Source organism: Microbulbifer sp. ABF4_107 (genome assembly GCF_056312215.1).
Genome location: NZ_CM149983.1, coordinates 3,610,725 through 3,634,036 on the forward strand (window position 1 = coordinate 3,610,725; position 23,312 = coordinate 3,634,036).

Below are 23,312 nucleotides of genomic sequence, written 5' to 3' on the forward strand. Positions count from 1 at the left end.
ACGTTATGCCCGCAACTGATGCATTTGTTCAGGCCCAGGATGTTGCCGTCGAAGATCTCGGCGGTGGTATCAAGCGGCAGATTCTTGGCCACGACGACAACCTCATGATTGTGCGCGTGTGGTTTGAGGAAGGCAGTATCGGCTATGTACACAAACACCCGCACACCCAGGTGAGCTACGTGGAGAGCGGTGAGTTTGAAGTACAGGTGGATGGCCAGAAAAAACTGCTGAAAGCAGGAGACAGTTTCTACATAGCGCCACATCTGGAACACGGCGCCGTGTGTAAAAAGGCCGGAGTGCTGCTCGATACCTTCAGTCCCTACCGGGAAGACTTTCTGGAAAGCGAAACAGGAAAATAATAATGAAGAACTTACGCTGGACCATTGTGTCCCTGGTGGCCCTGGCCACCATTATCAACTACATCGACCGTACTGCCCTCTCGGTGATGTGGCCGGGCATTGCCGACGACCTCGGCATGGACAGTCACGACTACGCCAACATCATGAGTGTATTCCTGATTGCCTACGCCATCGGTCAGGCGGTATTCGGCCGCGTGTTTGATGCCATCGGTACCCGTCTCGGCTTTATGTTGTCGATTGTGGTCTGGTCGATCTCCATCGCACTGCACGCGCTGGCCACGTCCGTAGCCTCTTTCAGTATCTTCCGTGTATTACTCGGCTTCGGTGAAGCGGGCAACTGGCCCGGCGCCACCAAGGCCAACGCAGAGTGGTTCCCGGCAAAAGAGCGCGCTCTGGCTCAAGGGATCTTTGGTGCCGGCGCCTCTGCGGGCAGCATCATCGCTCCTCCGCTGGTTGCCTTCCTGTACGCCTTCCTCGGCTGGCAGGCCACCTTCGTTGTTGTTGCGCTGCTCGGCTTCATCTGGCTGGTACCCTGGCTGATCATTTACAAGAGCGGTCCGGATGCGCACCCGTGGATCACCCAGGAAGAACGCGAACTGATTCTGTCTGGACAGATCACTGCCGAAAAAGACGAAGACGAATATGTTCCGACACTGCGCGAACTGCTGTCGCACCGTCAGAGCTGGAGTGTGATCTCCGCGCGCTTCTTTATCGAGCCAATCTGGTGGCTGTTTGTGGCCTGGTTGCCGCTGTACCTGAACGACAAATTTGGCTTTGACGTGAAGGCAATCGGTGCGTCCGCATGGATTCCTTACTGCGGCGCCGCCGCCGGCGCCCTGTTCGGTGGCTGGTTATCCGGCAAGCTGATGAGCAGTGGCTGGAGCGTGAACAAATCCCGTAAATTTGCTGTGCTGGTTGGCGGTTGCTGCATGCTGCCGGCCCTGCTCGCAACCACCGTTGCGGCAACGCCAGCCGCGGCACTGGCCCTGATTACCGTGATCCTGTTCGGCTTCCAGGCCGCCATCAACAATATCCAGACGCTGCCCAGTGATTACTTCTCTGGCAAGAGCGTTGCCAGCCTCGCCGGCATCAGCGGCGCTGTTGGTGTAATCAGTGTGATTACCGCTATCCAGTTGGTACCGATCATTACCAACGACGGCACCTATTACCCGCCCTTCTTCATTCTCGGTGCTTCTCTGGTACCGCTGATGTTGATCTCCGTTCTGTTTGTTGGGGGACGTATCGCACCGGTACGTAGCAAACAGGAAAAGAAGCAACTCGCTGAAGCGGCGAGCTAACACAAACCTGAAAAACTCTTCGATCAAAAGTCGGAATTCAAAATTACAGTTAGGAGTAGATATGAAACTTCAAGGTAAAGTAGCCATCGTCAGCGGTGGGGCGCGGGACATCGGTAAAGCGGTATCCCTGAAACTGGCAGCGGAAGGCGCGAAAGTAGTGGTGAACTACTTCAGCAACGCACAGACTGCAGAAGAAACCCTGGCCGAGATCAAAGCGGCTGGCGGTGAAGCGATCATCGCCAAAGGCGACATGACCAAGCAGGCGGACGTTGAGAGCGTGGTTGCTGCAGCGCAGGAAGCCTACGGCAAAACCATTGACGTACTGGTAAACGTCGCCGGCGGTCTGGTAGAGCGCAAAACTCTGGAAGAAATGGACGAAGAGTTCTTCAACAAAGTTGTTGCTCTGAACCTGAACAGCACCTTCCTGCTGACCAAAGCGGTTGTTCCGCACATGGACGGCGGCGCCATCGTAAACCTGGCATCCCAGGCTGGCCGTGACGGCGGCGGCCCCGGTGCTTCCGCGTACGCCACTTCCAAAGGTGCAGTAATGACCTTCACCCGCGCCATGGCGAAAGAACTGGGCCCGAAAAACATTCGCGTCAACTCCCTGTGCCCGGGCATGATCAGCACTACCTTCCACGATACGTTCACCAAAGATGCCGTGCGTGAGAACGTTGCCAATGCCACTCCGCTGAAACGCGAAGGTAAAGCACCGGAAGTCGCCGATGCCGTTGCCTACCTGGCTTCCGACGATGCGTCTTTCATCACCGGTACCAACATCGACATCAACGGCGGTCTGTTCTTCTCCTAAAGGGGAAGGAAAGAAACTCAGCTCTTTGAGGTAAATCATGCACAAGCGCATTGCAGTTATCGGCGAATGTATGCTGGAAATGAACCTGGACAATGACTGTCGCAGCCATCACAGTGAGCGCCGCCTGAACGCGGGGCTCTCATTTGGTGGCGACACATTGAATACAGCACTGTATATGTCCCGGCTCGGCGCCAGCGTCGATTATGTGACTGCGCTGGGTGACGACCACCTCAGTGACTGGATGATCCGTCAATGGCAGGCCGAAGGTATCGGCTGCGATCTGGTAAAGCGCGAGGCAAATGCAACGCCCGGGCTTTACCTGATCGAAACCGATGCCACTGGTGAGCGCACCTTTCATTACTGGCGAGACCGCGCTCCAGCCAAACGCCTGCTGGATAGCCCGCAAGCGGCGAAACAGTTGTTTGCGCAACTGAAGCAGTTTGACGCGGTGTATCTTTCTGGAATTTCCCTCGCCATTCTCTCGCCCTATGGTCGCGAATGCCTGTACGACTTTCTCGCAGAATTTCGACAGGACGGCGGAAAGGTAATTTTCGACGGTAATTACCGACCGCGCCTGTGGGGCAGCGAGACCCTTACCCGCAAAGCTTATGAGCAGATATTACGACTTACGGATATCGCACTGCCGACGTTCGAAGACGAACAGATGTTGTTTGAAGACAAGGATACCGATGCGGCGCTGGCACGTTTCCAGGAATGGGGCGTGGGTGAAATCGTATTGAAACTGGGCGGTGATGGCTGCCTTGTGGTTCAGCAAAACCGCGACCCGAAATTGGTACCGGCCAATAAAGTGGTGCCGGTGGATACTACCGCTGCGGGAGACTCATTTAATGCGGGTTATTTGGCCAGCCGTTTGTCGGGCCAGAGTGCCGAGGAAGCAGCGCAGCAAGGTCACCAACTTGCGAGTACGGTTATTCAATATCGCGGCGCGATCATCGCGCAAAGTGCCATGCCCGGAGCTGCGCAGAGCGCATAAAAAACGCGGGGCTTTCGGTGACTAAGAGCGGCTTATTAGCCGCTTTTTTTGTCTGCGAGGCGGGTAGCCGATCAATGAAGATGACAGAAGAAACTCAACCTATCAAACCAATTGGCTTTACCCCTGAGCAAATAACGAGTCGCATTAAAAAACATAAAAATTTATTTAAATTTACTTTTTCCTTAGAAAAAACCGAAAAACCCATATAAAACAATTATTTAATTGTATTCTGCAACAACCTATCTTACCAATACCGTTAACCAATATTATTGACAGGTTTTCTCGAACGCGTTTAACTCGCCATGCTGCGAGCTAATAAAAATAAAATCGTTCTTACAATGAGAGGAAACTGTTATATGGATAACTATAAAAAATTTAAGAAGTTCGATAAGCAGAGCGCACTGAGAGACCTCAGCGTGTTGATGCTGTCCGCCTCCGCTATGGCATTTACCCCCATGACTTTTGCCCAGACTGACGATGCCGCCCTGGAAGAAGTTACTGTAACGGGTATTCGCGCCAGTCTCGAAGCCGCCGCCGATGCCAAACGTGACGACGCCCGTGTTGTCGACGCGGTGGTTGCGGAAGATATCGGTAAACTCCCCGACAACAACATCGCAGAAGCCCTGCAGCGTGTTACCGGTGTTTCCATTACCCGTGAATTCGGTGTGGGCTCCGGGGTATCCATTCGCGGTCTCACCCAGAACCGTGTGGAAGTAAACGGTCGCTCCGTTATTGGCGATGCCCGCAGCGGTATCGACTTCCAGGATTTCCCCGCTGCCTTCCTGCAGAAAGTGGAAGTCGTAAAGTCCCCGACCCCGGAGATGACCGAGGGCGCGCTCGGCGGCACCATCAGCCTGAAAATGGCGCGCCCGCTGGACCTGAATGCACCGCTGGCCGCGGTTTCTGTTCAGGGCGAGTACGCCGACAAAGCAGAAAACTGGGCGCCGATCATCAGCTCCGGTGTTGGCAACAACTGGGATCTGGGCGACGCCGGCACCTTCGGTGTAATCGCCTCTCTGGCCTATCAGGACCGCACCCTGCGTCGCGACGAATCTCTGGTTCAGCTGCAGGTAGGTCCCGTTGAAGGCCTGGGCCCGGCGCAAAACACCCCGAGCGGCAACTATGTGTATGCCCGTGAGCACACCTACAACCCGCGCACCGAAGACCGCGAGCGCACCGCATTCAACCTGGCGTTCCAGTGGGCGCCGGCTTCCGAACAGGGCCAGTTCTACCTGGACCTGAACGCCGTTGAGCGCGCTGGCGGACAGGAAACCTTCTCCCTGCTGCACATCCTCGACGATCCGACCATTACCGCAGATACCTACGAAGATGAAAACGGCCAGCTGCAGAACTTCATGTACGACGAAGTTCAGCCGCTGATGACTACCGGCTCCAGCTTCCGCCACAGCGATTCCTTCAGCCACGCGTTTGGTGGCGAGTGGAATTTCACTGACCAGCTGAGCGTCAAAGGTGAATTCTCCACCGCCTCATCCGACAGCTACACGCCATTCTCCGAGTTCCGCTTCCGCGGTATTGATCGCTCTCTGGAAGGTCAGGGTGCGGATGGCGAGAACAAATGGTTGATCCCGGTAACTTATCGCGGTAACGACAGCGGTGCACCGGTTGTAGACTTTGCCGACGGCTATGTATTCACCGACCAGCAGAACCAGGCGTTCCGTCGCTACGAAGACACCCGCACTTACGTTAAGAACAACGAAGACGCTTTCCGTTTTGACGTGAAGTACGTGGAGCCCTTCGGCCTGGATTGGGTAAGTGCCATCAAATCCGGTGTCCGCGTGACTACCCGTGACTACGAGCAGAGCCGCGAGCAGTTCCGTATCACCAACATCTTCAAAAACCTGACCGATGCCGACGGCAATCCGGATATTATCTGGATGGAAGATGTGGTGGCTCAGTTCCCTAATGCCATGACCGATTACGACTTCACCGGCGATGCGTTTGAGCACTCCGGTCGTGCCGGTGCCTACGATCTGGCGAAGTTCACTGCCTACGATGCCAAGCTGCTGCAAAACCAGCAGGCAACCTTCGATATCGTCAGGCAGCTGCTTGCCGGTACCAATATGGAAATCAACGGCAGCCTGGCGGACAACCTGGAGTATCAGGAAGGTGCCTACGCGGAAGTAAGCGAAGATACCTCCGCTGCCTACATTCAGGCAGAGCTGGACTTCGGTGACGTGCGCGCGATTGTCGGCGGCCGTTACGTGGGTACCGACCTCAGCACCAGCGCCTACCAGGACGGTGAGATCGTTTCTGGCACCAGCAGCTACAACGATTTCCTGCCCAGCCTGAACGTCACTTGGGGCCTCACCGAAGCTACCCAGCTGCGTTTTGCTGCTGCCAAGGTAATGCGCCGTGCGGACTTCAACGAGCTGAGCCCGGCTTACGCCTATCGCGATGCCTACATCGCCGCCAGCCGCGGCAACCCGGATCTGGAGCCCTACCGTGCAACGCAGTACGATATCGCGGCAGAGCACTACTGGGACAACAACATGGTTTCCGCCACCCTGTTCTTCAAGGACGTGGAATCCTTCCTGACCCGTACCTACGAGTGTGAAAACCAGCCAGAAGTTGTCAGCACCCAGACCAACGTGTCTGACTACGACAAGATCTGTCTGTGGCAGGCGAACGGCATCCAGTACGCCAACGAGAATACCCCGATCTCCGAGATGGGCATCCTGACCGACTTCATCACCAACGGTGAAAACGGCAAGGTGCAGGGTCTGGAACTGGGTTACCAGCAGGCGTTCGACTTCCTGCCGGGCCGCTGGTCTGGTCTGGGTATGAGTGCCAACTACACCTACGCGGACAGCGAAAATCCCGACGGAACCCCGCTGGAAGATATTTCCAAAAACACCTTCAACACTCAGCTGTACTACGAGTATGAAGGCCTGGGTATCCGCCTGGCATACACCTACCGCGACCGTTTCCTCGACAACGAAGAAACCAAGCGCGTACTGCCACTGGGTGAACTGGTACTGGCAGGTGCTTCTCAGGACGACGACCCAACTCTGGGTAACGACTACCGCGAAGCAGTGTCGCAGCTGGACCTCTCCGCCAGCTACGACGTCACCGATAACATTACCGTTATCGGCAATGTTTCCAACCTGACCGGAGAACCCACCATCAACACCGGTACCAACGGCTCTGCATTCCAGATCATGGAAAACGACCGTCGCTTCGTACTGGGTGTACGCGCCAAGTTCTAATCCGGCGCAAAGGCCGGCGGCACTCCGCCGCCGGCCTTTTTGCTCTTAAAAATTACTTCTGAAGTAAAAAAACAGCGCACCGTATCTACGGCGGTTTTGCCGTGGGTGACAAAAAAATCGAAACAAGAGAGAAACAGCAGCAGGCTGTATCGCTGCACCCTAAAACACCCTAAGAATAAGTACAGAGGGTTCAATGAAAAGCAATAAAAAAACCTTAGCGATGAAAATCAGTTGCGCCGCCGCACTGTCGGTCTGTATGGCCAGTGCCAGCGCATCCATTCAAAACCCCGGTTTCGAAAGTGACTGGGACAGCTGGAATGATTCCGATCCATCGGCCATCTCCGGCGTTGCCGAAAGCGGCAGCAAATCCGCAAAAATTTCCGGTAGTGGTGGCAAGGTGGAACAACAGGTTTCCGTCAGCACCAATACCAACTATCGCCTGACTGCCTATGTGAGCGGTGCAGGCACCATCGGTGCCGTGGTCAACGGCAGCACCTACAACAGCAGTGTCAGCGACGGTGACTGGGATCAACTGCAGGTGGAGTTCAACTCCGGCAGCGCCAGCAGCATTACCGTATTCGGTGCCTACAATGGCGACGAAGGTCGCTTTGACTCCTTTGCACTGGAAAATCTCGGTAGCGGTTCTTCCTCCAGCAGCTCTTCAAGTAGCTCCTCGAGCAGTTCGTCCAGCAGTTCATCCGGTGGCTCGTCCAGCGGTGGTGGCGCCTGTACGTCCGGCAGCAACCTGTCCGTGGCTTCCGCCACCGATGACGGCAGCAACGATGGCCACGGCCCCGGCAATGTGCTCGACGGCAGCCTGGCCGACGAATCCCGCTGGTCCTCCCAGGGTATCAAGTGGATCACTCTGGATCTCGGCAGCGTAAAATCGGTAGAGGGTGTGGATATCGCCTGGTTCAAGGGCGATCAGCGCGCAAGCTTCTTCTCCGTGGAAACCTCCACCGACAACAGCAACTGGACAGTTGTACTTTCCGGCGGCCAGTCCAGTGGCAACAGCGCGGATATGGAAAGCTACGACGTGGCCGACAGTAGCGCGCGCTACGTGCGGGTTACCGGCAGCGGCAACTCCGCCAACAACTGGAACAGCATGCTGGAAATGGATGTGATCGGTTGTAGCAGCGGCGGCAGCGGTTCCAGCTCCGGCGGTTCTTCTTCCAGCTCTTCGTCCAGTTCCAGCAGCTCAAGCTCCAGTGGCGGTTCGAGTGGTTCAGGTTCTGGCGGTACACTGGATCCCAACCTGCCCCCTTCCAGCAACTTCGACTTGAGCGCCTGGTACCTCAGCGTACCCAGTGACGACAACGGCGACGGCAAAGCGGATTCCATCAAGGAAGACGAGCTGAACGGTGGCTACGCCAACAGCAGCTACTTCTACACTGCAGCCGATGGCGGCATGGTGTTCCGCTGCCCGGTAGATGGCTACAAAACCTCGTCCGGTACCTCCTACACCCGTACCGAGCTGCGCGAGATGTTGCGCCGCGGCGATACCAGCATTGCCACCCAGGGTGTCAATGAAAACAACTGGGTATTCGGTTCTGCCCCCTCCTCCGCGCGCAATGCAGCGGGCGGCGTGGATGGTGTACTGCGGGCAACCCTCGCGGTCAACCATGTCACCACCACCGGAGACAGCGGCCAGGTTGGGCGGGTTATTGTTGGCCAAATCCACGCCAATGACGACGAACCCCTGCGCCTGTACTACCGCAAACTGCCGGGTAACAGCAAAGGCTCCGTGTACATTGCCCACGAGCCCAACGGTGGCAGCGACAGCTGGTACGAAATGATCGGCAGCCGCTCCAGCAGCGCCTCCAATCCTTCCGACGGCATCGCCCTGGATGAAATCTGGAGCTACGAAGTCAAGGTGGTGGGCAACACCCTCACCGTCACCATCATGCGCGATGGTAAAGACGACGTGGTACAGGAAGTGGATATGAGCAACAGCGGTTACGACGTATCCGATCAGTACCAGTACTTCAAAGCCGGTGTGTACAACCAGAACAACACCGGTAATGGCAGCGACTACGTACAGGCGACCTTCTATGCCCTGGAGCAGTCGCACGATTAGCTGCCAGGGCAAGTTTTCCCCGAGCGCGTGATGCGGGTGGCTCTTACCCCCAAAAGGTAGTTTTAAGGAAGGGGTCACTCAGCGGAAGCTTCCCGGAGCGGTGTCGTTTCATCTCCGCCGCTCCGGGCTTTTTGCCACGCAGAAAAATATTTTTGCAGGGATATTGCCGGAACCCGCAACCGGCGCTTTAATCGCACTATCTCTTCAACTCTCGGGCCAGTTCCGGCTCCCCACCTTCCCCTAAATGACCAACCCCTCAAGCTCGAGCTGCCCTATTCGCCCCGCCGTCGGTACCGATCTCGACCAGCTGTGCGCACTGGAAGAAGCCAGCTTCAGTGGCGACCGCCTCAGCCGCCGACGCTTCCGCCACTGGCTGAAAACTGATAACCGCGTATTTCTGGTGGCAGAACAGGAGGGCATCCTGCTTGGCTATGTTCTGGTACTGCTGCGCCGGGGAACTCGGCTCGCGCGGCTGTACTCCCTTGCAGTCGGGCCCGCCGGGCGCGGCAAGGGAATCGGCAAGGCGCTGTTGAGCGCGGCGGAAGATGCGAGCAGTCGCAGCGGCCGCCTGTATATGCGCCTTGAAGTCGCCGAGCAGAACACCGCGGCCATCGCCCTGTACCAGCAGCTGGGTTACCGCACCTTCGGCAGTTACGCCAACTATTACGAAGACTCGGGCAATGCGCTGCGTATGCAGAAGCGCATCCGCTACCGCCCGGAGAACCTGCACACCGCAGAGGTGCCCTGGTACGGACAGCGCACGGAATTCACCTGTGGCCCGGCGGCGGCGATGATGGCGATGGCCGGACTGGATTCCAGTTACGAACCCAATGGCAATGACGAACTGACCCTGTGGCGGGAAGCCACCACCATTTTTATGACTTCCGGTCACGGTGGTTGCCACCCGATTGGCCTGGCGCTGGCGCTGCAGAAACGAGGCTTTGACTGCGAGGTTTATCTGAATCTGACCGGACCGCTGTTTATTAACGGCGTGCGCAGTGAAGAGAAAAAACGGGTGATCGAGCAGGTGGATACTGACTACCGCGAACAGGCACAGACATCGGGCTTACCGATAATCGCCGAAGATTTTACCCAGGAACAGTGCCAGCAGTGGCTTGAGCAGGGCGCACTGGTTTTACTGTTGATCAGCACCTATCGCCTGGACGGAAAGAAGGTACCCCACTGGGTCACGCTAACCGGGATGGATGATGTGTGCTTCTACGTGCACGACCCGGATGTGGACGACGAGGACAATCCGCTAGACAGTCAGTACCTGCCTATTGCACGGGAAGATATCGCGCAGATGTCGAGCTTTGGCAGGGAGAAACTCCGCACCGCTGTGGTTGTCAGGAACAGCTGAGTAAGCACACAATTTCCTGACGGCGATGCGGATTTAAGGGTGTTCGGGATATTCCCGGTGGTATTCCCCTTGAACACCCCCAACTTCACTTATTCATATACAAGTCCCCGAAAAAATCTCCCCGATCCCAGCGGGGTTTCTCATCCGCATCGGTCACTTCCCTCGCAATCGCGTAATTCACTTCGGCAAACTGCTGGGCGGCGATGTAGTTGATCTGATCGTCGGCTTCGTCGCTGGGGCGGTGGTAGCGGCTTTTGAGGAATTCGACCTGGGCGCCGGCGCCATCAATCTTGCTATCAACGGCGTCGCGGCCGGTGATGAGGTAGATCGCCGGCACGCCCTGACGGACGAAGCTGTAGTGATCGCTGCGCACAAAGATCACCTGTTCGGGCATGGGGTCGGGGCTCACCTTGAGGCCGGCGTGCCCGGCGGCGCGGGTCGCGGTCTTGCCGAGGCTGGAGTGCTCGGCGCCGAAGGCGATGACGTCCTTGAATGGATACAGCAGCATCGGCATGTCGAGGTTGATATTCGCCACCATGGATTTCGGTGGCACCGGCGGGTGCTGGGCAAAATAGTCAGAGCCGAGCAGCCCCTCCTCTTCCGCGGTAACCGCCACAAACAGGATGGAGCGGCGCGGGGCGCGGCCGGATTCCACAAACAGGCGCGCCACCTCCAGCATAACGGCGATCCCCGCCGCATTGTCCTGGGCGCCATTGTTGATGTTATCGAGAGAGGTACGGTCGGGGCTTAGCAGTTTATGGCTGCCTTGTTCCCCCTGGTGATCACCGTGACTTCCGTTTTCATCCACACCGATATGGTCCAGGTGTGCGGAGAACACCACGTATTCATCTTTGAGATCCGGATCGCTGCCCGGCAGCAACCCTACTACGTTGGGACTGAGAATTTTCCGGTGCTCGGCACTGCTGGTCAGTGTGACGGTGTAGGGCAGCGGAAAACCCGCCGGTACCAGGCCGTTTTCCATCTCGGTAAAGATGGTGTCGAGACTGCGCGCTGCCCCCATAAACAGTTGCTTGGCCGCGGGCATGTCCAGCACTACCCCGGGGTGCAGCCCGGGAATGGCGTTACCGGGAATATCGTCCGCGCGCACCCAGTCAAAACTCGGGTTTTGCAGGTTCTCGGCGGAGCGGGCAAACGGGCGGCGGGCTTCGCGGGCGGGCGTGTTGAGGGTGATGTAGCCGACGGCGCCGTGGCGGGCAGCGGTTTCACGCTTGGTGCGACCGGAGGCAAAATGGGCACCCACCTCATTGGGCAGATGCTGCGGTCGCCCGTCCAGTATCACCGCAATTTTGCCCTGCACATCCAGGCCAGCGTAATCGTTGAGGCCGTATTCCGGTGCCTCGATGCCGTAGCCGACAAACACCAGGCCGCCACTGGTGGCGGTGTCTTCACTGATGGTTGGTGGCGAGGCGAGAAAATCTGAGCCCAGCTCAAAGGTGATGTCCCCATCCCGACCGTGCAGCATCAGAGTAGCGTGATGTTCGCCCCGTTGTGGCCAGCGCGCTTCGCGGAAAGGCACCTGCTGGAAGTAGTCATCGCCGGTAACCGAAACCAGCCCGAGCCGGGCAAAACGCTCCGCCACAAAATCGGCGGCCTGCTGATAACCGGCGCTGCCGGTCTGGCGTCCCTGCAGGGCGTCTGCCGCAAGATAATCCACGTCCGCCTGCATGGCGGCCATGTCTGCACTGGGGATAGCACCGGATTGCTGCAGCGTGCTGCAGGCGCTGATCACTACGGCGCTGAAGGCGGCGGTGATCAGCGCGAATACTGCGGGTTTGTGAATGCGAGCAATGGGAGAAGTGCGGGTATCGGCGCGGGACATGCTGGGCTCAAACCTGTTTTTGGAATCGGCGCCAGCTTACCACGGCCGCCGGCGAGGCACCGGCGACGAGCGAACAATTGCGGAACGAAGCAGAGAGATCAGTGGCCGGGTTGCAGCCGGGTGAAACTGGCGGCGACGGCCTGCTCCGCCAGTTCGTGGGCGCGATCGGCGCAGAAGTCGCCGTGTCCGGCGAGCATATGCTGAAACGGCAATTGCAGCAGGCGTTGGAAGTCCGCTGCCAGCCAGCGCTGGTTGTTTTCCGCCTCTGGCGTGGCGCGCCGGCACCAGCCCGGTGCTACCTGCATACCATGATGCACACCGCTCAACCGCAACATCCACTTGCCGGCCCAGTTGCAGGCGGTCCAGCCATCCCAGTATTGCAGTGCGTCACAGGTAAGCAACAGGCCCCCGGCGTGGGGTATCAACAGTGCCGCTTCCGGCACGCTGCTGTTACTGAATTCAAACACACGGCCGCCGGTGACCGGGCAGGTGCCACCATCGACGAGAAATTCGTCTGCGGGAGGGAGCGGGTAATGATCGGAGTGGGACTGGCGCCAGAAGAAGACATTAAAACGGTCGCGGTAGTAGAGATCATCGCAGCCGTGAAAATAACCCAGGCGCACGGCCTGTCGCACGGTGCCAAGTTCGGTGAGCCGCTCTTCCTGTACCGCGTTGAGACGCACCGGGTTAACCAGCAACAACTCATCGCCGCTGCGCACGATGCCCATGTTGCGATTGACCATTACCCCGGGTGCAACACGGGCCTGGCCCCGCACCACAAAGAAATCCGGCAATAACTGGCGAATGGGTCCGTGGGGAAGCGGCGGCGGATAGGCGATATGCATGGTCGGCAAGGAGCTCCTGTGCGGCACTCCCTGCCATCAGTGGTTCTTCAGAAAATGTTGCGCTGCCGGCCTCAGCTGTACTGCAGGCGATTGCTGATGCCGTAGAGGATCTGCATGGCCTGGGCCGAATCACAGTCGCGCACCAGAACATGTTCATGGCAGCGGGCGGACACCACATTGACCTGGATACCCGCGTCCGCCAGCTCTCTCAGGATAATGGCGGTCAATCCCGGCACCTGTACGCCGGCTGCGTACTGCAGGGTAATCTGGCGGTAGTCGTCTTCCACGGGGAGTTTTGCATCTTCGGCAATATGTCGCGGCAGCAGTGCACAGATACCCTCGCGCTCGCGAAAAATACACCGGCACTCGGGCAACAGCTTCTCTAGTTGTGTTTCATCCAGGGTACACAGGCCCAGACGCTCTGGATCCAGAATCGGGGTAAGGCGCAGTAACAGTTGGTCGATTTTCACCTGGGCATTCATCGGCGGTCTCTCCTGGATTTGTCTTTCACCCGCGCCTTGGCGCTGTTTTTGCGTTTCTGTGTTGGCAGCTTGCCCTTGGGCTCTTGCGCTGCGGGACCGAACTCCTCTCCCCCAAACTCGGGCTCGCCTTCCACCGGTGTGGTGTCCACCAGCTGTTGCGCCTGCTGCTCTTCCTGCTCCCAGCGGTCCAGAGCCATATCGATATCCTTTTCGATATCCATACGCGGGAAGGTGGGACAGGGTGCGTCTTTCTCCGGGTTGTGCCAGCCGGACAGCGGGGCCACAAATACCACCAGAGACTTGTGCAGATAGTTGCGGCCGATGCTCGCTTCGGTCCAGGTGGTTTGCCAGGCGTATTTGCCCTTCACCGCGTAATCGCTTTCGTAGGATTTGAGGGTGAGGAAATAGGGATACAGACGGCCACCACGGCACACTATGCGCCGCTCGGTCTTGATATTGGCCATCTGGGTAAACGGATCGAAATACCAGCTGATGTCGTAGCCGTAGGAGAACTTCATATTGTCGCCGCTGCGACTGAAGGCGTAGGATCGACCGGTACCATCCTTGTTCAGGCTCCACACATGCTGGGCCTCACCATCCCGGGAAATCAGCCAGTTGCCCACCCACTGGTCCGCCTCGAGACGGGACTCCACGTCCCAGCCGGGATACTGCCCCTCTTTCCGTTTTCCCTCTGCTGATTCGGCGGCTTGCGCCCCTTTGGCACCGGGTTCTTTGTCCTCGGTGGCGGCACTGCAGACAGCTACCGGCGCCAGTGCAAGCGCTGCCAGCAGCAGTGCTCTGTGGCTCGCGACGCGAATTGTAGGAATAAAGCGTGGCTGCATAACTGCCAGACTCCACTTGCGCTTTATTCGTCCCTGAGAGAATTGCCGTTGCCGCTGACCAGCACCGGCGAGACCCTTCGTCGGTGCTGGTCCGGATGCTGCTACCTGTGTTGTCAGTACCTGTAGCTTCATGGGCCGGGAGTGAGACCTTGCAGGACTCAGCACTCAGTTCCCTGCCGAGGCAGTCTGCTGGGTATCACTGCGGTCGCGCTGGTACAGGTTGGGGCACTCGGCGCCGTGGTTGGGGGTTTCCCAGTCGGCGAGACGGCGCTGGAAGGCCAGAATGCCGCCATTGTGCTGGCGCCAGTGACGACCGTCGATCACGTTGAAGTCTAGGGTGACAGGGCTCCAACCGGTAAATTGCGCATACACCATGCCGCTGTTGCAGTGCAGGGTGCCACCGGTACGGATACGCACGGTATCTCCCTCGAACCGCCAGGAAATGGCAAACCCGTGGGTGAGCTGACCGTCTTTGCGGAAGCCGTGGGCGAAGCCCGTGCCGTCGGCCTTGAGTTGCCACACGAGCTGTTCATCGCCCTGCCCCACTACCAGCCAGTTGCCCACCCAGTTTTTGGCGGCGGCCTGATCGGGGGTGTGCTCCTGGGCTTCGGCGAAGGCGGGGAGAATTAAAAAGACTGCAAACGTAAAGGCGTATGCCTGCAGCAGTGATTCAAGAACGGGGCGGAAGGACAACTGACGCAACAACTTCATGCGGCACTCTTCTCTGTTGGGTTCTACGACTGGCGGTTATTTGAACAACCTACTTAAAAGACTAGTCGTAAATCTCAACAGTGGCAGCGGAAGCGACAATTTTCTTTGTTTTTGCGCCAAGCCAGCCTAAGAGCCTAATTTCGACGCCGGCGGCGCAATGCAAACCACAACAGCGCCCCCACCCCCAGTGCCGCAACAAACATCAGCGCCGCCCAGCCATAAACTGCACTGCCACCGGTGGGCTGTAACAGCTCACGGCCCTTCACCACATTGGCCTGCAAGCGCTGAAACTTTTCAATCACCTCATTCGACGGCGCCCGCTCGAGAATGGCGTTGCGCAACGCCTGCCACTGCTGATCAAGCTGGCTGGCAAGGGCCGGATTGCGCGCTTCCAGTTGCGGACGGGCCGGCAGATAGCCGGTGCGCAGGGCGAGCATGATCTGGTGATAGGCGCTGGCGGCATCTCCACTGCGATAGGTAGTCTGCGCGAGGTAAACAAGACCGGCGGCGCGGGCGAGGGGGTGCTGCAGGGCGCGGGTCTCCACCGGGTGGGCGCGCCACCACATAAGGGAATCTCTGGCCTCTTGCGGAAGTGTCGCGGGGCGCAGAATGGCGATGCCCGGTAACCCGACGAGGGCGGGATAACGCTTGGCAAGCTTCTGCGCCGGTGCCATCTGCGGGGCGCTGAAACTGGCGACTTTGACCGCAAGCGCCCAGCGCTCGCGGCTGCTGAGATCACTGTCTACCGCCTCGTCGTGGGCGTCGTTGCGAGTGGGCTCGAGCACATTGTAGAAATCGTAGAGGCTGAGGTTTGCCATACGCGCGGGATCATTGAGCGCCCGCTCCGGCTGATCGGCAGCGCCGTCAATACCGTGGCAGTGCTGGCAGCGGTCCTGGTAGAGCGCACGGGCCTCCGCTGCCGGCGGCAGCGACTCGGCCGGCGAGCGCGGCAACTGGTAAAGGGCGGCGAGGCGGTCGGCGGCACTGTTGGCCTGGCGGCGCACCGTTTCCGGGGGCGACTTGCTGGCGATGGCACTGTTCAGGGCCTGCAGGGCGCCGAGTAGCTGGGTTCGACCAGGCCTTTCGGGCAGCTGCTCCACGAGGCCTGTGGCGAATTCCGCGTTGTCCCGCGTCTGGCGATAGAGACTGCTGTCACTGACCGCTCCGTCCTGTACCGCGTCCGGGTAATCTACCGCCACAAACGACAGCAGGCTGACCGCCCGCGCCGCAGTATTCTGCTGCTCGCTATCGGCACTGGCCGGGCCCTGGCCTACAGCGACCCCCGTGGAACACATCAGGAAAAGACCGCACAACCAGCAGGCGATTGAAGAAGGACTCTGTAGCAGCGGGGGAATTTGGCGCATTGCAATACTGGCGGATTTTTGACGGCACCCGTTTTCAGCCTAGCAGTGCTGGCAGGTGCAGTGATTCCGACTCTGTGGAATTAGGGGCGATGGCTTGCCTTCAGGCAATAAAAAACCCCGCGTCTGCGGGGTTTTGGGTAGCACAGCAGGGGGCGATCAGCCCTTTTCGCTGCGCTCTTTTTCTACCAGGAAGTCCACCACATCCAGCATCATCTGCTGACCGTTGGACTTGCCCTTGAAGCCCGGCAGGGAGGTGCTGACACGGTATTTACCGGCCACAACCATTTCCGGCGTACCTGTCAGGTTATACGCACGCTGCTTGGCCTGGCCCTGCTTGATCTTGCTGTTGATGGCAAAGCTGTTCATCAGTTTCACTGCTTTGTCACCATCGGCACCGGCCTGGGTGAAGATTTCGGCAATGGCGGCGTCATCCGGCTTCCACTCGCGTCCATCGCGGCTGGCAAACATTTTGCGCTGCTGGGCGATCGCGCCAAAGATCGGGTCGTGTACCTTGTCCAGTACACCCATGGCGTCGGCCACATAGAACATGCGCGCATGCACTTCCATCACCGGCTGCCAGATTGCAGGAATCTTGTTCAGTGCCACATCGGCGGGCATGGTTTTCTGCCACTTTTTCAGCGGCGACTCGAAGTGGTAGCAGTGGCCACAGCCGTACCAGAACAACTCGGTGACCTCGATTTTGCTGTCGTCATCCTGGGCGACGGCCTGGGGCAGCACTTCGTAGTGCTGGCCTGCCTTGAACTTGCCCGGTGCTTCCTGGGCACAGGCTGCAAGGCTCAGCAGCATGGTAAATAGTGCGACGACGGCTCTCATAGGTTCTTACTCCAAACTTTTATTCTGGGTGGCGGGGACAGTATGTACACAGTGTAATTCGGGATAACTGTCGCCCGGCTGAATATAGACCGCGGAAATTATTGAAGTTCCCCGCGCCCGGTGCAACCCGGGCGCGCCGGCCCGAAACAAAAAGACCGGTCAGCGACCGGTCTTTTTGTCTTGCGGCAGGATAGTCCGAATTTTATTCGGTCAGGCCTGCCACATAATTGGCCACTGCCTTGATCTCGGCGTCGGACAGCTGGCGGGCCACGGTGCGCATGGTGCGGGCGTCGCCGTCATTGGAGCGGGTGCCTTCGCGGAAAGCCTTCAGCTGCTTTTCCACATATTCGGCATACTGCCCGGACAGGCGCGGGTAACCGGCAGGCGCATTGCCCTGGCCAGTGGGCGAGTGGCAGCCCATACAGGCGGCGACACCGGTTTCGGCGTTACCCGCACGGAAAATTTTGCGACCGAGCTCCAGTGCGTTCACGGTGTCGCCATTGTTCAGCATGACGGTGAACTTGTCGGAACCGGAGATCTGGATGTTCTGGGCAGCGAAGTAGGCGGCGACATCCGCCATATCCTGATCGTTCAGGTTGTCCAGCATACCGGTCATTTCCGGTACCTTGCGGGCGCCTTCCTTGATGTCGTGCATCTGCTTGAGCAGATATTTCTCACCGAGACCGGCAATCTTCGGAAAGGTCGGCGCCGGGCTGTTGCCATCCGCACCGTGACAGGCTACACAGGCCGCAGCCTTGGCCTGCCCCGCACTGGCGTCACCGGCAGCGTGTCCCACCTGGGCAAACGCTACCATCCCCAAAGCCAGAGCGGCCTTCTTTATAATGCTGTTCATACGTCGTCCTGTTGCGCGCTGAAGTTTTGCATTCGATCTTCGCTATCGACGGCAACCCCAATCATTTACGGTATCAAGACCCGGCAGCCATCAGCGACGATAAAACCGCGGCATTATATACTTGCGCGCCATCTGAGTGTACCGGGAAGGCTCATGTCTGAATCCAATGTAGAACGAATCAATTTCCGCCAGGCGGAATTCCTTATCAGCGCGCCGACCCTGGCAGAGTGCCCGGAGGATTCCGGCGCCGAAGTGGCCTTTGCCGGCCGATCCAATGCGGGCAAGTCCAGCGCCATCAATGCACTGACTGACAACAGCAAGCTGGCGCGCACCTCCAAAACGCCCGGACGGACGCAGCTGATCAACTTCTTTCGCCTGAGCGAACAGCAGCGGCTGGTAGACCTGCCCGGCTACGGTTACGCCAAGGTCGCGCGCTCCATGAAGGACGAGTGGCAGCGCCACCTGGCATTCTACCTGGAGCAGCGCAACTGCCTGAAAGGCCTGGTGCTGTTGATGGATATCCGCCAGCCGCTCAAGGAATTCGATCTGCAGATGCTGAATTGGGCCACCACCTCCGGCCTGCCCACCCATATTCTGCTGACCAAAGCGGACAAGCTGAAAAACGGCCCCGCCAACAACGCGCGCTTTGCGGTAGAAAAGGAGCTGAAGGCACTGGAGCTGGACCGCAACGTGACGGTACAGATTTTCTCCGCTCCCAAGCGCAAGGGCCTGGACAAGCTGGAGCGACAGCTGAATCAGTGGCTGTCGCTGGCAGAGGTTTCCGAAGGGGGCGACACCGAGGAAAGTGGCGAAGACTGAACGTCACCTGCGCGGGTCAGTGGCGCCCGCCTGGCTCTTCCTCGCGCAGACTGTCGAGAAGAATGCGCCGCAAGGTGCGGCGCGCGGTGGGCGTCAACCCGCGTAGCTGTTCTGCGGTGAGCTGGCGGCGTGCAATCAGCGACACCAGCGTGCGCTGACTGATCTGCACCGTTAAAAAGTGTTCACGCGTGGCCATTTGGTCCACCCTCAGTGCAGTCGCGGCGCCGCCCCAGCGGCACCGGCAGGTGATTGCCAGCCGCCACTCGCCCGCATCTGCTCCGCAACCGCATCGGGCAGGCTGACTTCGGCGGTGTACAGGGTGCGGATGCAGTCCGCGGTCAGCTGGTAGTTGGCCTTATCGGCAAGTTCCCGGGCCAGGCGCGAGCTGGAGGTCACCAGTACATAGTTCGCGTGTCCGCTTTCCCCCAGCTGGCGGTAGGCCTCGATCAACTGGCGGGCGCTGTCGGTAAAGCGCAACAGGGCAACCGAAACCGCTGGCGAGCGCTTCAGCAACAGAAAGTCTGCCAGTTCAAACGCGCAGCCGAGATAGGGAGTTGCCTGGGCGTAGTCACCCTCCTCACACCGCACTGCAGCGCGCTCTGTCCACTCCATCCACGCCTGTTCCGCACGCTGGATATCACCCATCAGCCACTGGCGGTGGTTGGCACATAAAAATCGTAAATTCACTGCACTCTCCCATTATCAGCCCTGTCTCCGGGCCTGTTTACACACAAGTCCATTTGCTCGAACAAGCAGGCCCCACATGGGCCGTCTCAAACGACCCACTCATGCTAATGCGAAGCATTATCATTTACAACTTAAGTGATAGGCCCTCTGTTACACCCCGGGTGATTTGCGCCGCCAGAATTCGTCTAGACTAAAAACATGCCGCTCTTATTTCGCCCGGCTCCAAGGCACTACGAAGGCGAAGGCGGTCTCACAGGATGTCTATTGGGCTTAACGCGGGATGTGTGTTGGGGAGGCTGTGGATAAGTCGCAGCACTGGCGACGCGAATGCCAGGTAAGAAAGCAGCAGGCAAAAAAAAGCCGGCAGATTGCAGCTGCCGGCCAGGGGTCAGTGTCCTTGGGGATGGACACTGGGGAGCCGCGCCCAGGGGGACGGGCGCGACCTTGGGTTCTCACCCAAATTCCACTGCATCCGATGCGGTTCCTTCAACACCAATTCCTTCAGTACAAAGACTAAGCTGGGGCACCAGGGTTCCCCACTTTTTTTCGCTGTTCGGACACCGCAACTCTATCCCACCTATCTCGCCCTTGCGGGCAAAAAATTCTGTTTCTGAGACTTTATTCCACAGGGCACTTCAAAAACCCCACTTCAAGCGCAATTTATAGTCAGCTCTTGCGAGAAATTTCCCGGGGCATTCTTTTTCGCCCGTACAAATTTCAGGCAAAAAAAAGCCCCGATGGGGGTAGCTTCGGGGCGAGGGGCTTCTGACTAAGCTTTGGGGGATGATGTTGCAATCCAACGATCTTGCTTAGTTAGAGGGGCCCCTTCGCTGTTGGTTCCACCAGTTGCGAAAAAAACTTAAAAAATTTCGCTGATATTTTTTCAGGTTCGGAGGAAACCCTGCGGCTTCGCACGCTGTAGCTTCTGGATCCCGGGTCGAGCCCGGGATGACGTCGTGGCTGGGATGACACAGGCTCCGTCATGCCGGACTCGATCCGGCATCCAGTGCGGCCGCGCCGCACAGTACAAACCACGATCAGTGCGCCTCGTCCCAGTTGGCACCTTCACCCAGTTCGGCAATCAGCGGCACATCCAGTTCCGCGGCGGCCTGCATCAGTTCCGGAATGCGTTTTACCACCAGCGCACGCTCATCCGCCGGCACTTCCAGTACCAGTTCATCGTGCACCTGCATGATCAGGCGGGTCTTCAGTTTCTCGTCCCGCAACCAGGCCTCCACCGCGATCATTGCACGCTTGATGATATCCGCCGCGGTGCCCTGCATGGGCGCGTTGATGGCGGTGCGCTCGGCGGCCTGGCGCTGCATGCCGTTGCGGGAATTGATCTCCGGCAGGTACAGGCGGCGCCCGAACAGGGTTTCCACATAGCCCTTGTCCGCGGCCTGCTTGCGGGTGTTTTCCATATACGCCAGTACGCCCGGATAGCGCTCGAAGTAGCGGTCGATATAGGTCTGGGCGTCGCCGCGCGGAATATCCAGCTGCTTGGCGAGGCCAAACGCGCTCATGCCGTAGATCAGGCCGAAGTTGATCGCCTTGGCGCGGCGGCGCTGCTCGTCAGACACTTCGTCCACGGGCACTTCGAAGACTTCCGCCGCGGTCGCGCGGTGAATGTCCGCACCCTCGGCGAAGGCATCCAGCAACCCCTTGTCGCCGGACAGATGCGCCATGATGCGCAGCTCGATCTGCGAGTAGTCCGCGGCCACGATTGCACTGCCCCCATTGATGCGCGGGTCGGCAACGAATGCCTGGCGAATGCGACGGCCCTCTTCGGTGCGGATCGGAATATTCTGCAGGTTGGGATCCGAGGACGACAGGCGACCGGTAGCCGCCACCGCCTGGTGGTAGGAGGTGTGCACGCGGCCGGTGGCCGGGTCGATCATCAGCGGCAGTTTGTCGGTGTAGGTATTTTTCAGCTTGGCCATGCCGCGGTACTGCATGATCAGCGCCGGCAGCTTGTGGGAAAGCGCCAGTTCCTGCAGCACCGGTTCCGCGGTGGACGGTGCCCCTTTCGGGGTTTTCTTGATCACCGGGATTTCCAGTTTTTCAAACAGGATGGTGCCCAGTTGTTTTGTGGAGCCGAGATTGAACTCCTCGCCCGCTTCTTCATACGCCTGCTGTTCCAGCGCGCGCATTTTTTCTTCCAGCTCGCCGGACTGCTTTTTCAGCATGGCCGCATCGATATAGGCCCCGTTACGCTCGATATGAGTGAGCACCGGCACCAGCGGCATTTCGATCTCGTCGAGGACTTTTTCCAGGGTCGGCTCTTTGGCCAGGCGACCGCTCAGTTCCCGATGCAGGCGCAGGGTGATATCCGCATCTTCCGCCGCGTAGGGGCCCGCCTTGTCCAGCTCGATCTGGTTGAAGGTGAGCTGCTTGGCGCCCTTGCCGGCGATGTCTTCAAATTTGATGGTGGTCTCGCCCAGGTATTTCAGCGCGAGGGTATCCATATCGTGGCGGCTGCCGGTGCTGTTCAGTACGTAAGACTCAAGCATGGTGTCCCGCGCGATACCGCGCAGTTCGATATCGTAGTTGGCGAGTATGTGACTGTCGTACTTGAGGTTCTGGCCGACTTTTTTGTATTGCTCGTCTTCGAGAATCGGCTTCAGTTTAGTCAGCGCCTTGTCGAAATCGATCTGAGCCGGTGCGCCCATATAGTCGTGGGCCAGTGGCAGGTAGGCGGCCTCGCCGGCTTCCACGGCAAAGCTCACGCCCACCAGTTTGGCCTGCATGTAGTTGAGGCTGGTGGTTTCGGTATCGAAGGCGAAGACGTCAGCTTTTTTCAGTTTTTCGATCCACTCGTCGAGCTCTTTCTCGTCGAGAATCGTGCTGTAGTTGCGCTCGACGGTCATGGCTTCGGCGACGGACTCGGCATCGCCTTCGCCGGCCAGCTCTTCCACCCAGCTGCGGAATTCCATTTGCTTGAACAGTTCGCGCAGCTTGTCCGTATCCGGCTCGCTATTGGCAAGGGTCTGTGGCTGATAGTCCATTTCCACATCGGTCTTGATGGTGGCGAGCACGTAGGACATATCCGCCGCGTCCCTGTGCTCTTCCATTTTCTTGGCCAGGGTTTTCGAACCGCGGAAACCCAGCGGCGCGATCGCATCCAGGTCCGCGTAGATGTCTTTCAGGCTGCCGATACCCTGCAGCAGCGCCAGTGCGGTTTTCTCGCCCACACCGGGGACGCCCGGGATGTTGTCCACCTTGTCGCCCATCAGCGCGAGGAAGTCGATGATCAGCTCCGGGCCCACGCCGAACTTTTCTTTCACCCCGTCCACATCCATCACCGTGTTGGACATGGTGTTCACCAGGGTCACCCCCGGGCGCACCAGCTGGGCCATGTCCTTGTCGCCGGTGGAGATGATGACGTCGATACCCTGCTCCGCGCCCTGCAGGGCCAGAGTGCCGATCACATCGTCCGCTTCCACCCCCTCGATCACCAGGCGCGGCAGCCCCATGGCGTCGATGATGTCGTGGATTGGCTGGATCTGTGCGCGCAGGTCGTCCGGCATGGGCGGGCGCTGCGCCTTGTACTCCGCGAACATCTCGTCGCGGAAGGTCTTGCCCTTGGCATCGAACACCACCACCACCGGGCTGTCCGGGTGCTCCTTGAGGTGCTTGCGCAGCATGGAGATGACCCCGCGCACGGCGCCGGTGGGCTGGCCGTTACTGGTTTGCAGCGGCGGCAATGCATGGAAGGCGCGGTACAGATAGGAGGAGCCGTCCACCAGGATCAGTGGTGCGGAAGAGGACTTGGCGTTGCTCATAGACAGTAGGGAATTCGATTTGCGTGGGTCGGATTTGTTGGGCGACAGGATACCCGCCTTGGAAGAATTTCGCTCGTGCACCGGCGGCGAATTTTGACGCTGCGCCGTTCAATCCATCGTCACCGCC

At 58.7% G+C, this 23,312-nt stretch carries 21 protein-coding genes; 9 read left to right on the plus strand and 12 right to left on the minus strand.

Annotated elements, in window-relative coordinates; genetic code table 11:
- Nucleotides 1–5: 5 nt before the first annotated feature.
- The 6 genes from ACYX4K_RS14745 to ACYX4K_RS14770 all read left to right on the plus strand — a co-directional run bounded on the left by ACYX4K_RS14745 (nt 6) and on the right by ACYX4K_RS14770 (nt 6,689).
- On the plus strand, nt 6–359 hold the full coding sequence (locus tag ACYX4K_RS14745) for a cupin domain-containing protein (protein WP_475091384.1): 354 nt from the start codon (nt 6–8) through the stop codon (nt 357–359).
- Between the two features lie 2 nt (nt 360–361).
- The gene (locus tag ACYX4K_RS14750) at nt 362–1,657 is read left to right on the plus strand and encodes an MFS transporter (RefSeq protein WP_475091383.1); all 1,296 of its coding nucleotides are present in this window, start codon (nt 362–364) and stop codon (nt 1,655–1,657) included.
- 61 nt (nt 1,658–1,718) lie between these two features.
- Complete coding sequence (locus ACYX4K_RS14755; RefSeq protein ID WP_475091382.1) at nt 1,719–2,468, plus strand: SDR family NAD(P)-dependent oxidoreductase; 750 nt, start codon at nt 1,719–1,721, stop codon at nt 2,466–2,468.
- 37 nt (nt 2,469–2,505) lie between these two features.
- Entirely contained in the window at nt 2,506–3,462 is a 957-nt protein-coding gene (locus tag ACYX4K_RS14760; protein WP_475091381.1) for a sugar kinase, read from the plus strand.
- Nucleotides 3,463–3,536: 74 nt separating this feature from the next.
- Nucleotides 3,537–3,671 carry a hypothetical protein gene (locus ACYX4K_RS14765; RefSeq protein ID WP_475091380.1) on the plus strand — a complete coding sequence of 45 codons (135 nt, stop codon included), beginning with the start codon at nt 3,537–3,539 and terminating at the stop codon, nt 3,669–3,671.
- A gap of 147 nt (nt 3,672–3,818) precedes the next feature.
- Complete coding sequence (locus tag ACYX4K_RS14770) at nt 3,819–6,689, plus strand: TonB-dependent receptor (RefSeq protein WP_475091379.1); 2,871 nt, start codon at nt 3,819–3,821, stop codon at nt 6,687–6,689.
- Here ACYX4K_RS14770 and ACYX4K_RS14775 read toward each other — a convergent pair.
- Complete coding sequence (locus tag ACYX4K_RS14775; protein WP_475091378.1) at nt 6,686–6,847, minus strand: hypothetical protein; 162 nt, start codon at nt 6,845–6,847, stop codon at nt 6,686–6,688. The two genes, ACYX4K_RS14770 and ACYX4K_RS14775, sit on opposite strands and share 4 nt — an antisense overlap.
- A gap of 35 nt (nt 6,848–6,882) precedes the next feature.
- On the opposite strand from ACYX4K_RS14775, the gene ACYX4K_RS14780 reads away from it, so the two are divergent.
- Nucleotides 6,883–8,766, plus strand: coding sequence for a polysaccharide lyase family 7 protein (locus tag ACYX4K_RS14780; RefSeq protein WP_475091377.1), 1,884 nt, complete (start codon nt 6,883–6,885; stop codon nt 8,764–8,766).
- Between the two features lie 244 nt (nt 8,767–9,010).
- Complete coding sequence (locus tag ACYX4K_RS14785) at nt 9,011–10,126, plus strand: peptidase C39 family protein (RefSeq protein ID WP_475091376.1); 1,116 nt, start codon at nt 9,011–9,013, stop codon at nt 10,124–10,126.
- 85 nt (nt 10,127–10,211) lie between these two features.
- On the opposite strand, the gene ACYX4K_RS14790 is transcribed toward ACYX4K_RS14785, so the two are convergent.
- The 8 genes from ACYX4K_RS14790 to ACYX4K_RS14825 form a co-directional block, all read right to left on the minus strand.
- Nucleotides 10,212–11,966 carry a M28 family metallopeptidase gene (locus ACYX4K_RS14790; RefSeq protein WP_475091375.1) on the minus strand — a complete coding sequence of 585 codons (1,755 nt, stop codon included), beginning with the start codon at nt 11,964–11,966 and terminating at the stop codon, nt 10,212–10,214.
- Between the two features lie 98 nt (nt 11,967–12,064).
- On the minus strand, nt 12,065–12,811 hold the full coding sequence (locus ACYX4K_RS14795) for a hypothetical protein (RefSeq protein WP_475091374.1): 747 nt from the start codon (nt 12,809–12,811) through the stop codon (nt 12,065–12,067).
- Nucleotides 12,812–12,882: 71 nt separating this feature from the next.
- A complete protein-coding gene (locus ACYX4K_RS14800) occupies nt 12,883–13,293 on the minus strand; it encodes an ACT domain-containing protein (RefSeq protein WP_475091373.1) in 411 nt (136 codons plus the stop codon).
- Nucleotides 13,290–14,135: a hypothetical protein gene (locus ACYX4K_RS14805; protein ID WP_475091372.1), complete on the minus strand. Its 846-nt coding sequence runs from the start codon at nt 14,133–14,135 to the stop codon at nt 13,290–13,292. The genes ACYX4K_RS14800 and ACYX4K_RS14805 overlap by 4 nt, the downstream gene beginning before the upstream one ends.
- Before the next feature lie 165 nt (nt 14,136–14,300).
- The gene (locus tag ACYX4K_RS14810; protein WP_475091371.1) at nt 14,301–14,846 is read right to left on the minus strand and encodes a hypothetical protein; all 546 of its coding nucleotides are present in this window, start codon (nt 14,844–14,846) and stop codon (nt 14,301–14,303) included.
- 134 nt (nt 14,847–14,980) lie between these two features.
- Nucleotides 14,981–16,141 (minus strand): hypothetical protein, encoded by a 1,161-nt coding sequence (locus ACYX4K_RS14815; protein ID WP_475091370.1) that lies wholly within the window; start codon nt 16,139–16,141, stop codon nt 14,981–14,983.
- A 225-nt stretch (nt 16,142–16,366) separates the two neighbouring features.
- Nucleotides 16,367–17,044, minus strand: a complete 678-nt coding sequence (locus ACYX4K_RS14820) for a thiol:disulfide interchange protein DsbA/DsbL (protein ID WP_475091369.1) — start codon at nt 17,042–17,044, stop codon at nt 16,367–16,369.
- Between the two features lie 202 nt (nt 17,045–17,246).
- A complete protein-coding gene (locus tag ACYX4K_RS14825) occupies nt 17,247–17,897 on the minus strand; it encodes a c-type cytochrome (protein WP_475091368.1) in 651 nt (216 codons plus the stop codon).
- Nucleotides 17,898–18,050: 153 nt separating this feature from the next.
- On the opposite strand from ACYX4K_RS14825, the gene yihA reads away from it, so the two are divergent.
- A complete protein-coding gene (gene yihA, locus ACYX4K_RS14830; RefSeq protein ID WP_475091367.1) occupies nt 18,051–18,716 on the plus strand; it encodes a ribosome biogenesis GTP-binding protein YihA/YsxC in 666 nt (221 codons plus the stop codon).
- A gap of 16 nt (nt 18,717–18,732) precedes the next feature.
- Here the strand turns inward: yihA and ACYX4K_RS14835 are convergent, their stop codons facing one another.
- From ACYX4K_RS14835 to polA, 3 genes are all read right to left on the minus strand, one after another.
- Nucleotides 18,733–18,912, minus strand: a complete 180-nt coding sequence (locus tag ACYX4K_RS14835; protein ID WP_475091366.1) for a hypothetical protein — start codon at nt 18,910–18,912, stop codon at nt 18,733–18,735.
- 11 nt (nt 18,913–18,923) lie between these two features.
- Nucleotides 18,924–19,403, minus strand: coding sequence for a hypothetical protein (locus ACYX4K_RS14840; protein WP_475091365.1), 480 nt, complete (start codon nt 19,401–19,403; stop codon nt 18,924–18,926).
- A 1,037-nt stretch (nt 19,404–20,440) separates the two neighbouring features.
- Nucleotides 20,441–23,185 (minus strand): DNA polymerase I, encoded by a 2,745-nt coding sequence (gene polA / locus ACYX4K_RS14845; protein ID WP_475091364.1) that lies wholly within the window; start codon nt 23,183–23,185, stop codon nt 20,441–20,443.
- Nucleotides 23,186–23,312: the final 127 nt, after the last annotated feature.